The following is a 13,688-nucleotide window of genomic DNA, read 5'->3' on the forward strand; positions in this document are numbered from 1 at the left end:
AAACCCTCTCATTTTCTAAAAAATTAGAAAATCACATTGGGGCTATCAAATTCTATTTATGCTACCATAATTTGAATCATGCAATGGGGCTCTCAGCACCATAATTGAAGCACTACCGGAATTGAAACCATAAGGAAACTTAGGAATGACGAATTTTTGAATGACGAACGACGAATAAAATACCGAGAACAACTTTATTCGTCATCGCACGGGCGCCCCCGTCGTCATTCGCTCACTCGTCATTCGCTCATTCATTTTTTAAGAAAAACGCTCAACTGAAATGGGACAACCTGCGGCAAGAGTTACGGTAGATACGCACGTTTGTACACTGTCTGACGGCCCTAAACCCCACGTGGGAGGGATGATTACCGGGCCGGGTGCTGCTACGGTAAATATCGGCGGACCGGGAATGCTTGCCGCAGATTTGGCTGACATGTGTGTGTGTGTAAGTCCGGCTCCTAATTTTATCATGGAAGGTTCATTCACCGTGTTGATAGGAGGGCGTCCGGCAGCTACGCAATTTCGCAAAACGGCCCACGGAGGTACTATAATGACGGGATTGCCGACGGTTAATATCGGAGGTCCGTTCGTATCCGCAAGCAGTCTGCGTGCTATTACGATTGATTCCGCCGGTAATATACATTTTGGAAAAGGAATCGTCATTAACCCTGACCCTGCTAATCCGAATTTCAAATTTCAGGCCTTGGCAGCGTTGATTATGTTGGACCAAACCGCTTCCGGAAATGCAGCACTGAACGCCATCGAAAGCAAAGGAAAAACGGTAACGGTTCAAATGTACAATGGCAGTGCGGGTCCTAATAACGGCACCAATACACCATCTGCTAATGGAAACTCGGTGATTGGATGGGACCCCAATAGCCATCAGTTAGGCCCGACCCCTACCAACGATAACATGAAACCGGGCTCTACGGTCATACTGGGTCACGAACTCGTTCACGCCACGCATAATGCGACCGGAACCAATGGTTCAGGACCGCCAAATGATGACATCAGTAACGTAAATGAAGAGCGTAATACCGTGGGTTTGCCGGCAGATACGTATAAAAATCCGGGGCATCCCGAAAATGGAACCGCCCTGCCTGATACGACCGGGCAACCTTATACGGAGAATAAAATGAGGGATGAACTGGGACAACAGGGATATGTCTCTCCCCAAACCGGGCAAGCTCCGCCGCCTCGACCTTCGTATTGGCCTTCAAATCCTGACGGAACCGGCGGAGGAAGGTTTTAGATGAGCAAGCTCCAAAGATATGCGGCGGGATTGATACTGATGTACTTAGTGAGTATTACAACTATCTATGCGATGAACAATGTGTTTTTAACGGTACAGGTCATTACTCAAAGCAATGGATATTTGCTTCGATACACAGTTACCAACCGCTCGGGAAGACCGATTTATATCCCAAACGTGACGTTTGCGAAAGTAGCGGGAATAGTACAGGTGTCAGAAACACCGGCGGCTTATCAACTGTATTTGCAAAATCACATGCTGGAAATGGCAATCGGTACCCGTTCCTTCAAGCACATTTTAACCCCTGCGCCTCGCTATTTTTTCACGGAGTTGCTGGAAGACAACCAATCAGGTTATTATTCTTACTTTATTGAATATCCTTTGTCTTTGATTATCAATGAGTTAAGTGCAGTCGAAGAAGCGAAAGTAGATAAAATTCAATTTACTTTGGATTACTTTCCACAACCCGAGAAAGAAGACATTATTGAAGAGCCGACGGACCGTAAAACCTATTACTGGATCAGTCCGAACGCAAAAAAAAATGAACTCCGGGAAATGATCTATCTGGAGTTGATAGTAAAGTATTAATCAAGCTTTTTCATAACCAATTAATTTTTCACTTTAAAAACATTTCAACCTCAAAACGTTTACAACCATGGCACACAAGGCAACAATCAAAATCGACGGTACTGAATTCGAAGTATTAAACTGTTCATATTCGTTTCATCAGCACGTAAATCCGCATACCAATGAAACTACTTCAGAAGTGTTTGGCGGAAATATCGACGTAACCATCGAAACCCGTAATGCGAATGCGAAAATTATCGAATTGATGACGCTTCAGCACAAAGATGACATCAGCGGAGAGATCAAATTTGTGAATCAAAAAGGAGAAGAACTTCGTACGATTAAATTCAACGACGCCTCCGTAGTGAATTTCAGCGAAACCTTCAATCTGGCAGGAGCAGGTACGGGTACCCAAACTTTTACCATCTGTTCACGCGATTTGGACGTGAACGGCCAAAAGTTGAAATTGAAACGAGAGTAATTACCCTAAAAACCTGTCAGATTTTTAAACCGATATTAGTACATCGGGAAAGTCTGACAGGTTTATTGCATTTTATTCACAACAGACATTTTTAGAAAGCTTCATCATGGCCACTTCCACTTTTACTGCCAGCGTAGAAATCACAATCAATGGAGAAACCATTCGACGGGTCAATCACGTACGGATTGGTCAACGATTTGAAAGCCACCACGATTTTGAAATCAGCGTATCTCCTGAGATGCTCTCCAATCGAGCCATTAAATTGAAAGACCTGGCCGATAAATTTGTTGGAAAAAGTGCCTCTATTACATTGAAGCAAGGCAGAGAAGGGTCGCCCGAGCAAACTCAAATCTTTTCGGGCATTGTAACTTCGGTACGATTGGTAAAAGGGCAAAGCCAGGCCAGTACGTTTCTGATTTCCGGTCTAAGTCCTACTGTTCAGCTGGCAGCAGGGGTGACTACGCGCAGTTTTACCGAAAAATCACTGGCCGACATTGTCAGTCAGGTATTGAACCCGTTTTCATTTCCTACGAGCGTATCACTGGCCAACAGTACTCCCATTCCGTACATAACTCAGTATGAAGAAGACAATTATCATTTTTTACAACGATTGGCTGAAGAGTTTGGGGAATGGATGTTCTATGACGGCCGCTCATTGATCTTTGGTAAAAGCGTTCGGGAAACTTCGCCTACGGTTGCCTTGACCCATGGCAGCAATCTGTTTGATATGGAGTATGGTCTTCGGGTTACTCCCCTCAATTTCAAAGCATCCTATTTTGATTATGAGGCTTTTAAACAATTTGTCTCTAATTCATCCGCCGAGCAGGTAGATGGGCTGAGTTCTTTTTCACAAATGACACTGGACCGTTCAAGTGAGGTTTTTGCCGATGAATTGGTCAATATTAATTTTACAAATCATCCCAATGAAAATAGTTTGAAAAGGGCAGTAAAGCTTAAAAAGAGCGAGCAAGCTACTAAATTGGCGGTATTTACGGGACGTACTCCCGAAATGGAGATGAAGATTGGAGGGTTGGTAACGATAACCGAGCCCGTATTTGTGGATGGCGTACGGACAGATACCATTGATTATGGTACGTTTGTTGTCACCCGACTCAATCATTTTTTGGATGCGCGGGGTGTGTATCAGGCCAATTTTGAGGCTATTCCGCAAGATTCCGAATTTCCACCTGTTGATTACCGGATTGTGGCTCCCTTTGCTAAAACGCACATTGCAGGGGTCAGAGATACGAATGACCCACTGAAATTAGGGCGCGTAAAAGTACAGTTCGGTTGGCAGCCCACGGGTGAGTCAACGCCGTTTATTCGAGTTTCGAGCATGATGACCGGAAAGTCTAAATCTTATTTTATCCCCGAACTGCAGGATATGGTGATGGTAGATTTTGAGTTTGGAAACCCGGATTTACCTTTTGTCAGCGGAAGTATGTATACTAACGATGACGGGCCTCGTAAGCCCGGAGATCAATTGTTTCAACCCGACGATAATATCAAAGGTTTTATTACCAAAGGCGGAAATCACATTATTATTGATGATACTGAGGGAAAAGAAAAAATTCATATTTTTAACAAAGAAAACAAAAATGAAATTGAGCTTTCAATGGAAGGCAATTCTCATATCAACATAAAGAGTAAAGGCTCTGTCAATATAAGCGCAGGAAGTATCAGTTTGAATGCGTCGAAAATCAACATAAATGCTTCCGAGGATTTGGTATTGCACGGAGAAAAAACCTTTAAAGGAAGCTCTAAAGAAACAATTGATGTAAAGTCAAAAGGTTTTAAAGTAGCCACCGACGCAGACATTGAATTGGAAGGGCTGAATGTAAAAATCAAAGCAAAGGCAAATGCCAGCGTGGAAGCAACCGCCAATTTGGATCTGAAAGGAGGCCCTATCGCTAACCTGAAAGGAGGAGTAGTAAACATAAATTAATGAGCCGATGCCTGACGATTACTATCCTGTTCCGCCTTCTTTTGGGTCGTTGATGAAGCGCCAATCCACCGAAAAAATTTCGGTAGAGGAATCTATTGCCCAAAATATATCTCTGTATCTTTCCTCAAAACCAAAGGAATACCATTTTGATCATACCTATGGCTGTATAGTTCACGGATATGATTTTCGGCAATTGAGAGATACTCCCAGTAAAGACCAGATAAAGCGCAGCATTGAAGAATACCTGCGTAAATTTGAGACACGAATCACGGTACAGAAAGTGAGTATTGAGATTACGGATGTAGAAGAGAAAGTCGATGGCGCAAGCCCTCGTATTTGTCGTTATATTCAAATTGTTATTTCCAGTACGCTTGTTCAGACTCAGGAAAAACTGCGTGATATGAAGTTTAGATTGGTACGATATTCATGATAGGTGAGACTCCTCACCGCACGGGCACGGTCGCCACGGGGCGCCCCGCGCCGTGGCGGGCCCCGTTCTGTCTCCTGGCTACTAACCCACTATGTACAACGAACCCCAACGCTATAAAACCCGCGAATACATCCGAACCGAAATGATTCGGGAAATTGCCCGTTTGTGGCATTACGACGAAAGTGATTTGGCCGTTGAGAGCTTTGATCCTTTGGTGGGAATGTTGCTGGGAGCATTTGCCACGGGACTCGAAAATGTCCATCACGAATTAGATAACTCTCGAAGCAGGGTCGTGCAGCGACTGGCACATTTACTCACACCCGAAGTACTTACTGGCCCGCAACCCGCCCATGGTATGATGAAAGTGGGCATTATTGACCCTTCGTTCGACGTTCTGCCCGTACATCCGTTTAGTGCTAACGTGGCCGGTAAAGAGTTTTTCTTTTCTCCGGTAGGGCAATATACGCTTCATCAGGCTAAACTCAATACCCTTATCCTTCAAAGCCGTATCCGCGAAACAACGGCGGGGGCGCCCAAGGAATATTTTATGGATCAGGCCTTGCCACTCGATGAGGCTTGGATTGGTTTGGCACTAAATGAAGATTTGGAAGAGCTCAATGACCTTGCGCTGTTTTTTGATTGGCGAAACGACCCATCGCGTAACACGCATTTGAGTCGTTTGTTGGATGTTAGGATGTTTACCGATACGGAGGAGTTGCAAGTAACGCAGGGATTGGTCAATAAAAAAACGTTTGACGGACTGGCCGATGAGCTCGGCGCATCAGCGCGGATTGACCGCGCCGTACAGCGCCAATATGACGCCCACGTATTGAGTATCAGCAGCAACAATCGCCAGACGGGAGAAAAAATATCAATTCAAACCCGCAAAAAAAAATATCCGGAGGCTATTACCTCTTTTTTGCGTCCCGATGAGCTTCAACGGTATTTCGTGCAGGAATTGTTTTGGATAAAAATTAAATTCCCTGGCGGGCTGTCACCCGAAATTCTTTCCCGGATGTATCTCGATTTGAATGCTTTTCCCGTGGTTAATCGCCGTTTAGTTAACAATACTCCGGAGCTTCGGTCTTTGTTCAACGTGTTTCCGATTCGTACCGATGAAAGTGATTTCTTTCTGGATATGATTGAAATTGAAACTGCTGCGGGTGTCAAGTTGACCAATGTACAACAGTTTAGTCGAGATAATAATAGCCAATATTTACTCCGACAAGGTGGTGTAGCCCGTTTTGATGAGCGTGATGCATCCGAAATGCTGTCTTATTTGGCGGATTTGCTGCGCGACGAAGGAGCTATGTTTATGGCCTTGGGGCGGGGCGAAATCGAAAACGACGTGGAAGAAATCCGCAAACGTCTCGAACGAATCAACAACGTTATTAAAAAAGATAATTTTCAAAACTGGTTTGTCAGCGCTAAAACCACCGAAAAAAGCGGGCGATTGAATATCCGCTACTGGACGACCAAAGCCGATGCCGCCAATAACATTGCGTTTGGAACAAAACTAACGCGTGACCGTACCAATATCGCTTTTACCGACGATCAGACGCTGCTCTTAACCACCACCAAAGGGGGACAGCGCCCCTTGCAGGGAGATGACAATTTACCTGTTTTTAAGAAAGCAATTCTTACCCGCGGGCGAGCCGTGACGATGGAAGACTACAAGGCAGTGTGTTTTGCTGAATTGGGCGATAAATTGAAAAGGGTAGAAATAAGTAAAGGTTTTGTTATGGGAGCCTCGCAATACCAAGGTTTACAAAGGACATTAGACATTAATCTAATTCCAAACCCTGCCAAACCATTGCCGTCCGAACAATGGGCAGAGTATAGTTTGCGTATCAAATACCTTTTGGAAGAACAATCCTCAGGTGTATTGCCGCTCCGGGTATTGGTCAATGGGCAGGAGTAGAAGGGAGTTTATAGTTTTTAAGTTTACAGTTTTTTGGATTCAATTTGAAATCACAACCGCGCGGGCGGCCCCGTCGCAAATCGACAATAAAAAAATGTCCCCGGAAGAGTTAAAACTCGCTTTAGACCAACTGCCCGTCAAACGATTGCGGGTAGAAGCCGTTGTGGATGAACTGTTGACCAATGGGTTTTGTAAAAAAGAAGAAATTGTCATTTATCCCGAGCGCTCATCGGCGTATTTTTATGAACGTGACGTTTCCGAAATTGAAAACGTATTCAACGAATTAAGCGGAGCATCGTGGTTTCGGGTCAGTACGCCTCGCGATGGTTTGTATGATACACTGCCCGAACGACTGTTTCATCGTCCCACGGGGCGTGCCACAAGTGGCGATCAGTGGGAGGAGATTCGTGCCGAAGAAGAACAACAGGAGGAGGAAGCCCGCCAATTCTTCTTGCCGTTCGACAACGCTATCAGCCAACAGCGGGTTCGGATTGAACAGTTTGAAAAACAGGCATTAGCAGGTCAGGATAAAGGTTTTTTGAAAGAGTTTTTGGCGATTTTTTGGCCCGAAAGTGCCGACTTGCAATTAACGGACCAACAGCAGTCGTCTCTTTTTCAAATGACAACCATCGCACACCGGGCCGCGGGAAATTTACCTTGGATGCAGGATTGTTTTGAACAGCTATTGGGCGATACAGTCGAGCTGACGTACGAATCCATTGCCGATTGGCTGCCCGTAGAAACTGCGTTTGCTTCCTTGGGAGAAGCGTCGTTGGGCGTGGATACGGTTACGGCCGTATCGTCGTGGTCGGATCAAAATCGCCGTTTGAAAATTAGCATTGGACCGCTTTCGTCTACTCAAATAAAAGAGTACGTGCCCAACGCCAGCAACCAAAAAATCGTTGATTTTCTGTGTGGATTATTGGTCCCGATTGAGATGGATTGGCGGTTGGTGCTGTTGGCAAAGAAGTCGGCGACAGGGTTTCAGTTAAATCCCCTAAATGAGGAAGCATTGTTAGGTTTTACAACGGTTTTATGAGTATTTTAGCAGTTAACGAACGTAAGTGAATATGTCCTCAACCGTACTTATCCTTTTAATTGGAAACATTGTTTTTGGGATTGCTAATTTAGGCATCGTAGCGTATTTGAAATCGTCCAATATTTTTTCGAAGAAGCTGCTGATGTACGTTTTACTGATTTTTACCCTTTCTGCGGGTTTGGGAGCTATCGTAAGTCAAATAGCTTCGCCGTTGTTGGGTTTTGTCGTTTTTGAAATAGTGGCGTTGATATCGGGAGTTATTTTTTTGATGACCGCTTACAAGACCTTTACTCCTTGGCTGGAGCGAAAGGAGTTTGCTCCCGGTTTTTGGCTGTGTGTGTCGTTACTGTTTTTTGGAATGTCGGGTTTTATTTTGTCGTATGCCTTGATTTCCAAGCAACCGGGAATGCTAACGCCTTATTTGTCTTTAGGGGCTTTGCTGTATTTATTGCCCTACCTATTTGTGAAATCGTATGATTTTGGGACGGCAATTCCGCCCAGTATATATCGTAAATGGTATTATCCTGTCAATACGAGAGTGCCCGTTATTGAGTTGAGAAATACCCAACGGGTGAAAGTAAGAATCAGCAAACAGCCAAACAATTCGGCATGGGAAGGACACGAGTTTGAAGCACCCAAAGACCGTGAATTGAGGGAGTGGATGCATTACATGATTGATTTGTACAATACCAAAATAGACCCTCAAAAACCCATTGTTTGCCAGGAAGCTCAAACAAATAAACCCGTTGGCTGGGTGTTTTATACACCTTGGTTTTTGGGATTGTTTAAAACCTATTTGGACCCGGATAAGACGTTTACCCAAAATAACATTACAAGCAGCACCCCGATAGTGGCGCGCAGTTATACCGACTAATTTTCAATATGGCGACTCCAAACACTAAACATTGGCCGATAAATTGGGTGGACGGGATGAAAATCACGAAAGACCACCTGCTGGGAAGCGATTTGGCGGCCACCGATGCCCTGCGCGATGTGGCACGAACCCACCTCAATTCCTACACCTACGGATTGCTGGCTTCTGCCGATGGGAAGGTGAGTCAGTTGAGTCAAAATGGAAATGAGATTACCCTGCCGCTTTGTCGGGCAATTACGTTGGGCGGAGTTCGGATTGAATTTCCTATGTATCCCAATCAGCCGTCACTTACTTTTTCGCTGTCCAATATTCAGAACGAATTGATGAACGAGCGGAGTACGGAGTTTTTTGTGGTGCTGGTTGTGGACCCGACGACGATTGTACCTTTTGGCGAACCCAACCCTCAGGAAGTTCCGTTGCGGTTGCCTCATTGGATGCCTGCGCTTCGGTTGGCGATAGCTACCGCCGAGCATATTCGGCAAAATACCTCGGGCATGAATCATTTGGTAGTGGGCAAACTGCGTAAAGTCAATCAGCAGTTTAATTTATTATCGGAGTGGGAATATGTGCCGCCTTGCCTCAGTGTGAGCGCCCATCCTACGCTGATGTGGTACTTCGACCACTTTGATGCATTGATTGGTCAAATTGATAAAAATGCCGAAACGACCGTACAAAATGTGTATTTGAAAGCGCAGGACGATTGGTCAAAAAACGTGGGGATTTTAGCCCAAAAGGTGATTCTCCACATTGCCGATACCTATGACCAATACCGCCTGATTCTCAATGAATCGTCGCCGGTGTATTTTGTGGAGTACTTTGCGCGGTTTGCGCGGGCTTTTCTGGGAACACTGCGGTGCCTGCCCCAACGCAACAAAGAGTACATGTACAATTACTTTGGACAACGCTTTGGCGTAACGCAGGCGACGTTTGAATCCAAGCTCAATCTGTTGGTCAAAATTCAGTACAACCACAACGATATTGTTCCGTCATTGGCGCTGATTAAAGATTTTTTGGACAACCTCAACGCTATTTTTACCGAGTTAAGCGGCTTGGAATACGTCTACAAAGGAGATTCCGACGGAGGCTATCGCGGACGCGAGCAATATCGGTAGAATAAACCTATGAGGTTTTCAGAACCTCACAGGTTTGACCACGCTAACTGTAAACTGAAAAAATGACACCTTTTCTCAAATATAGTCTGATTAACCTGCTGTTTTTAGTACTGTTGACAGCGGCAGGTTATCGTTTTTTGAAAACACGTTCTGCTGAAAAAACTATAGTATCATCTCAACTGGAAGACCGAATTTTGGAGGACGCACAACAGTCCGATACACTGTATCGTACTTATAAACTGGCATTAAAAGGGGCTGACCCCATCGCATTAGTACAGGCCAAAGGTAATTTTCAAGTGAAAATGCTGGAATTGAAACAACGGCCTTTAACCGCAAACCCTTTAGATTCTATTTTTGGGAAGATGGCGCGGAATTATCGTTCCCTTGTTTCACTCAATGAAGATAAGATGAAGAACCAGAAGGAGTTGGAGGCTCAAAAACTGGAAATGAAAGACAAAATCGAAAAATTAACCAGATTAAAAGAGCGAACTGAAGGCTTAATTGACAACCTTTCTATACAACCCATACAAGCGCCTGCTGTTCCTGCAATTCCTAAATAAGTAAACGATATTCACTTTCACTATGAAAGCTCTTAACAGCGAAATACGATATAACCGCATCCTTTATTTCTGGTTATGCTACGCCGGAGTGATTGCATTAATTGGTATTGCCATTTATCTGAATTTTCGCAAAATCCCTGAACTGGCAAATGAACGCAGTCAGGCAAGTGCCGCTGAAATCACTACTTTTTTGATGGAAACCAACCGTTTGGATGACTATGTACGGAGACTGAAAGTGTCGGGGCAATCTACTGCCAATGAACTGATTACCATTTTTGGGTTTATTAATCAATTGAGAAGTCACTATGACAAACCGTTGTTTCGGGCAGTTCTGAAAAGTTATGAAGCGCTTGTGACGGATTTGGGCGGCTCTCAAAATGGGCAGGACGAAGAAATGAACCAACTGATTACTAAATACAATCAGCTGATGGAAGAGAAAGCGCAACTCGACCAAAAATTGCAAGAGCTGCAACAGCGCGTACCGCAATGAGGGTTTTCGGTTAAATCGTTTGCGGTTTTCTGTTGTTATTAAGTGTTTGATTTTCAATTGTTTATTGACTAATCGTAACGGCGATGATCCATTCACTAAATCACTAATTCACAATTAGTTCTTATGCTTCGCTTTCTACTTTTCTGCTTTTTTGTAACAAACCTTGGGTATGCCCAACAGGTGACTTTTGATACGTACAAGAAAAGGGCAGATGAGTGTTTTAAAGCGAAACAGTACCAATGTGCTAAAGAAAACTACGAGCGAGCCTTACGGATTCGCAATGAAGAAGCCTATTGCAAAAGCCAACTTCAAAAGACGCTGAAAGCGATTGCAAAAATAAACAGTGGCCCTGTCACGCCCAATCCTACGCCGGTTTCTAATCTTCCTCATTCAAATTCCTCCAAACCGGACGCTAAACCCAAGAATTTGGGCTTTGCCTTGGTGAAAGGCGGCACTTTCCAAATGGGAGACGACAACGGCGCCGTGGACGAACGCCCTGCACACGCCGTTACGGTCAAAGATTTTTACGTTGCTCGACAGGAAGTAACCGTAGCTCAATTTCAGGCGTTTTGCAAAGCAACTGGAAAGCCGATGCCGACACCACCCAATTGGGGTTGGCAGGACAATCACCCCGTAGTGGGCGTGTCGTGGAGCGACGCCGTGGCCTACTGCGACTGGCTTTCAAAGCAGGATGGAAAAAAATACCGCCTCCTCTCCGAAGCCGAATGGGAATATGCCGCTTGCGGTGGCGCATTTAAAATAACTCAGGCATCAGAGGCAACCGGTTGGTACTCAGGAAATACCGACGCTGCCGGTACAAAACCTACCGGAACCAAAAAAGCCAACGTCTTCGGTTTGTTTGATATGGGCGGCAATGCGGCCGAGTGGTGCGCGGATTGGTACGCCAAAGAATATTACGCCGGCAGCCCCGCGACCAATCCTCCAGGCGCGGCTCAGGGGACAAGGCGCGTTGTACGCGGACGTTCCTTCGGCGACGACCCCAAACCCCTCACTTTCCGTTACAGTTTACCGCCCGCCGCCCAAAATGTAGTGGTAGGGTTTCGGATTTGTTATGATCAGTGATTTACCGAGGTTGTGCGTAGTGTTCTTTCAACACTGCGTACTCAAAATTAAAGGCAGTTTGTAACTGCCCAACCAAAGTAAAAGTAGCTAAAACATAGCCGTAAAAACACAGAATTACATGAACAATCAAAAAGGGTTTTTGGAGATAGATTGGTGATATAATATTACGAACTTTGAGAGCTTTGCCAGCTTGGAAGGGCCGTTACAAACGGCTTCTTATTTTCAGTACGCAGTGTTCAGAAGAACACTACGCACAACGGTGGGGTTTTTTGAAAAATTACCGCTAACGATCTGGCTTTTATTTTATCCTATTTTTCAGATATAGCAATGTACTTTTTTAATTCAGTTTGTTTTTCTACTTGTTTTATTAAAAAGTCTGCTACGTCAGCTCTATTAATTCCGCCTATATCAATTCCTTTGAATAATTTGTTTTCAATACGGTATTTTTCTGTCAATTCCTTGTCTAATAGCCTTCCTGGCCTCACAACTGTCCAATTCAGATCTGAATTAGTGACAATTTCTTCCATTTTAGTTTTGTCAGCATAAACGTCTTTTAAAAAGTATTTTAAAAACATCTTTACAAGCCAAGGAACATAATTTTTACTTTCTCCAGCTCCAAATCCTGTAACAAAAATAAATGGGATATCTATTTTGTTCTCCCTATGTATTTCCACAATTAATTTTGCAAAATCTGAAAAAAGGGTAGTAGCTTTCATATTCTTACCTGTCCCCAATGTTATAATTAGAGCATCTGCGTTTTGGATTGAATTTAATAGGTCAGCTTTATTAGTCGCATCACCAAGTATCACTTTTAACGATTTTTTTTCTTCTATTTCAATTTCAGATCGAGAAAGGGTCGTTATCGAATGATTTCTATTTAATCCTCTTTTTACTGTTTCTAATCCTATTCCAGCCGAGGCTCCTATGATAGTTATATTCATTTTTCTTTGTTATTGATTTTGGTTTTGAGCTGACCGCTAACAGACGGGTATTTATGAAGAAGGGGATTAAAAGCACAAAAGCCCAATTTAGGGCTAATGTTGAAAACAGCACAACTGCTCAATTACTTCCGTACACCCACTTTTTTATAAATACAATCGGGGCCGCCCGTGCGGTTGGTAGCTGCTTATCTCGTTTAAGCTTTACTTTAAGTTATTTTTTAGCCACTCAATCACTTGGTCAACGTTTTTATCTGGCGGAAAAACTGGATAAAAGTATTTCACAATTTTCCCCTCGTCAACTATTAGCGTAAGTCGTTTTATTAAGTTCATATTATCCACCGAGAAAAGTGGAAGTCGTAATGAGCTTGCAAAATCAAGGTCTTTATCGCTTAATAAATCGAAGGGTAAATGTAAACGGTTTTTAACTTCTTTTTGATAGTCTGTGGTCTGAGTGCTAAGTCCAAAAACTTTTGTGTTCAGTTTTTGTAATTCGTCAAAATGGTCTCTGAAAGAACAAGACTGAGGTGTGCAACCCCTTGCTCCTGGAATTTGATCCCAACCATCAGGAAGTTTGACGCCAGGTCGTCCTGTCATTGGATAGCAGTAAATTACTACTCTTCCTTTCAAGTCTTTCAAGTTTATTTTTGTGTTGCTTGTGGAAGAAAGTTTAATGCTAGGAATTTGTCTTCCAAGCAGGTGATCACAAGCTCCGTCATCAACTGGGATTGGTAAGTTTGCTGGTAAATTTTCGTATGATGTTATCTGTCCAAAAGTGCTTATCGTGCTCAAAGTCAAAAGCAAACTGATGAAAAATCTTTTCAATAAATTTTGTTTCATAATTTTTATAGTTAGATGATTTAGTCTGAGTAGCCGCCAATCGAGTCACGCAGGGGAATTGCACCCCCACGTTCTCACGGAACCGTGCGTGAAAGTCTCCCTTCACACGGCTCTTCTTGTTTATAAATCGCATTTATGGATGTACCAGCGCCCAGT

At 43.8% G+C, this 13,688-nt stretch carries 14 protein-coding genes; 12 read left to right on the forward strand and 2 right to left on the reverse strand.

Annotated elements, in window-relative coordinates:
• Window positions 1-280: 280 nt before the first annotated feature.
• The 12 genes from Q0081_RS23120 to Q0081_RS23175 all read left to right on the forward strand — a co-directional run bounded on the left by Q0081_RS23120 (window position 281) and on the right by Q0081_RS23175 (window position 11,754).
• Window positions 281-1,252, forward strand: a complete 972-nt coding sequence (locus Q0081_RS23120; RefSeq protein ID WP_310586522.1) for a M91 family zinc metallopeptidase — start codon at window positions 281-283, stop codon at window positions 1,250-1,252.
• Window positions 1,253-1,840, forward strand: a complete 588-nt coding sequence (locus tag Q0081_RS23125) for a hypothetical protein (RefSeq protein ID WP_298359267.1) — start codon at window positions 1,253-1,255, stop codon at window positions 1,838-1,840.
• 67 nt (window positions 1,841-1,907) lie between these two features.
• A complete protein-coding gene (gene tssD / locus Q0081_RS23130) occupies window positions 1,908-2,300 on the forward strand; it encodes a type VI secretion system tube protein TssD (protein ID WP_298359269.1) in 393 nt (130 codons plus the stop codon).
• Between the two features lie 106 nt (window positions 2,301-2,406).
• On the forward strand, window positions 2,407-4,245 hold the full coding sequence (locus Q0081_RS23135) for a type VI secretion system Vgr family protein (protein ID WP_298359272.1): 1,839 nt from the start codon (window positions 2,407-2,409) through the stop codon (window positions 4,243-4,245).
• Between the two features lie 7 nt (window positions 4,246-4,252).
• Window positions 4,253-4,675 (forward strand): GPW/gp25 family protein, encoded by a 423-nt coding sequence (locus tag Q0081_RS23140; protein ID WP_298359275.1) that lies wholly within the window; start codon window positions 4,253-4,255, stop codon window positions 4,673-4,675.
• A gap of 91 nt (window positions 4,676-4,766) precedes the next feature.
• Window positions 4,767-6,596: a hypothetical protein gene (locus Q0081_RS23145; RefSeq protein ID WP_298359277.1), complete on the forward strand. Its 1,830-nt coding sequence runs from the start codon at window positions 4,767-4,769 to the stop codon at window positions 6,594-6,596.
• Window positions 6,597-6,690: 94 nt separating this feature from the next.
• Complete coding sequence (locus Q0081_RS23150; protein WP_298359280.1) at window positions 6,691-7,635, forward strand: type VI secretion system baseplate subunit TssG; 945 nt, start codon at window positions 6,691-6,693, stop codon at window positions 7,633-7,635.
• A 31-nt stretch (window positions 7,636-7,666) separates the two neighbouring features.
• Window positions 7,667-8,509 (forward strand): TssN family type VI secretion system protein, encoded by an 843-nt coding sequence (locus Q0081_RS23155; RefSeq protein ID WP_298359283.1) that lies wholly within the window; start codon window positions 7,667-7,669, stop codon window positions 8,507-8,509.
• Window positions 8,510-8,565: 56 nt separating this feature from the next.
• The gene (locus Q0081_RS23160) at window positions 8,566-9,621 is read left to right on the forward strand and encodes a hypothetical protein (RefSeq protein ID WP_298359286.1); all 1,056 of its coding nucleotides are present in this window, start codon (window positions 8,566-8,568) and stop codon (window positions 9,619-9,621) included.
• 62 nt (window positions 9,622-9,683) lie between these two features.
• Entirely contained in the window at window positions 9,684-10,181 is a 498-nt protein-coding gene (locus Q0081_RS23165; protein ID WP_298359289.1) for a hypothetical protein, read from the forward strand.
• A 22-nt stretch (window positions 10,182-10,203) separates the two neighbouring features.
• Complete coding sequence (locus Q0081_RS23170) at window positions 10,204-10,671, forward strand: hypothetical protein (protein ID WP_298359291.1); 468 nt, start codon at window positions 10,204-10,206, stop codon at window positions 10,669-10,671.
• Window positions 10,672-10,794: 123 nt separating this feature from the next.
• Window positions 10,795-11,754, forward strand: a complete 960-nt coding sequence (locus tag Q0081_RS23175; protein ID WP_298359294.1) for an SUMF1/EgtB/PvdO family nonheme iron enzyme — start codon at window positions 10,795-10,797, stop codon at window positions 11,752-11,754.
• 308 nt (window positions 11,755-12,062) lie between these two features.
• Here the strand turns inward: Q0081_RS23175 and Q0081_RS23180 are convergent, their stop codons facing one another.
• The gene (locus Q0081_RS23180; RefSeq protein WP_298359297.1) at window positions 12,063-12,695 is read right to left on the reverse strand and encodes an NAD(P)-dependent oxidoreductase; all 633 of its coding nucleotides are present in this window, start codon (window positions 12,693-12,695) and stop codon (window positions 12,063-12,065) included.
• A gap of 201 nt (window positions 12,696-12,896) precedes the next feature.
• Complete coding sequence (locus Q0081_RS23185; RefSeq protein ID WP_298359300.1) at window positions 12,897-13,532, reverse strand: peroxiredoxin; 636 nt, start codon at window positions 13,530-13,532, stop codon at window positions 12,897-12,899.
• Window positions 13,533-13,688: the final 156 nt, after the last annotated feature.

Origin of the sequence: Runella sp. (assembly GCF_027484545.1) — a bacterium.
Classification (GTDB): domain Bacteria; phylum Bacteroidota; class Bacteroidia; order Cytophagales; family Spirosomataceae; genus Runella.

Coding starts and splice junctions, on each gene's coding strand:
- Q0081_RS23150 (WP_298359280.1), top strand. CDS start 6,691: ATGTCCCCGGAAGAGTTAAAACTCGCTTTAGACCAACTGCCCGTCAAA.
- Q0081_RS23170 (WP_298359291.1), top strand. CDS start 10,204: ATGAAAGCTCTTAACAGCGAAATACGATATAACCGCATCCTTTATTTC.
- Q0081_RS23135 (WP_298359272.1), top strand. CDS start 2,407: ATGGCCACTTCCACTTTTACTGCCAGCGTAGAAATCACAATCAATGGA.
- Q0081_RS23185 (WP_298359300.1), bottom strand. CDS start 13,532: ATGAAACAAAATTTATTGAAAAGATTTTTCATCAGTTTGCTTTTGACT.
- Q0081_RS23155 (WP_298359283.1), top strand. CDS start 7,667: ATGTCCTCAACCGTACTTATCCTTTTAATTGGAAACATTGTTTTTGGG.
- Q0081_RS23160 (WP_298359286.1), top strand. CDS start 8,566: ATGAAAATCACGAAAGACCACCTGCTGGGAAGCGATTTGGCGGCCACC.
- Q0081_RS23180 (WP_298359297.1), bottom strand. CDS start 12,695: ATGAATATAACTATCATAGGAGCCTCGGCTGGAATAGGATTAGAAACA.
- Q0081_RS23165 (WP_298359289.1), top strand. CDS start 9,684: ATGACACCTTTTCTCAAATATAGTCTGATTAACCTGCTGTTTTTAGTA.
- tssD (WP_298359269.1), top strand. CDS start 1,908: ATGGCACACAAGGCAACAATCAAAATCGACGGTACTGAATTCGAAGTA.
- Q0081_RS23120 (WP_310586522.1), top strand. CDS start 281: ATGGGACAACCTGCGGCAAGAGTTACGGTAGATACGCACGTTTGTACA.
- Q0081_RS23125 (WP_298359267.1), top strand. CDS start 1,253: ATGAGCAAGCTCCAAAGATATGCGGCGGGATTGATACTGATGTACTTA.
- Q0081_RS23145 (WP_298359277.1), top strand. CDS start 4,767: ATGTACAACGAACCCCAACGCTATAAAACCCGCGAATACATCCGAACC.
- Q0081_RS23140 (WP_298359275.1), top strand. CDS start 4,253: ATGCCTGACGATTACTATCCTGTTCCGCCTTCTTTTGGGTCGTTGATG.
- Q0081_RS23175 (WP_298359294.1), top strand. CDS start 10,795: ATGCTTCGCTTTCTACTTTTCTGCTTTTTTGTAACAAACCTTGGGTAT.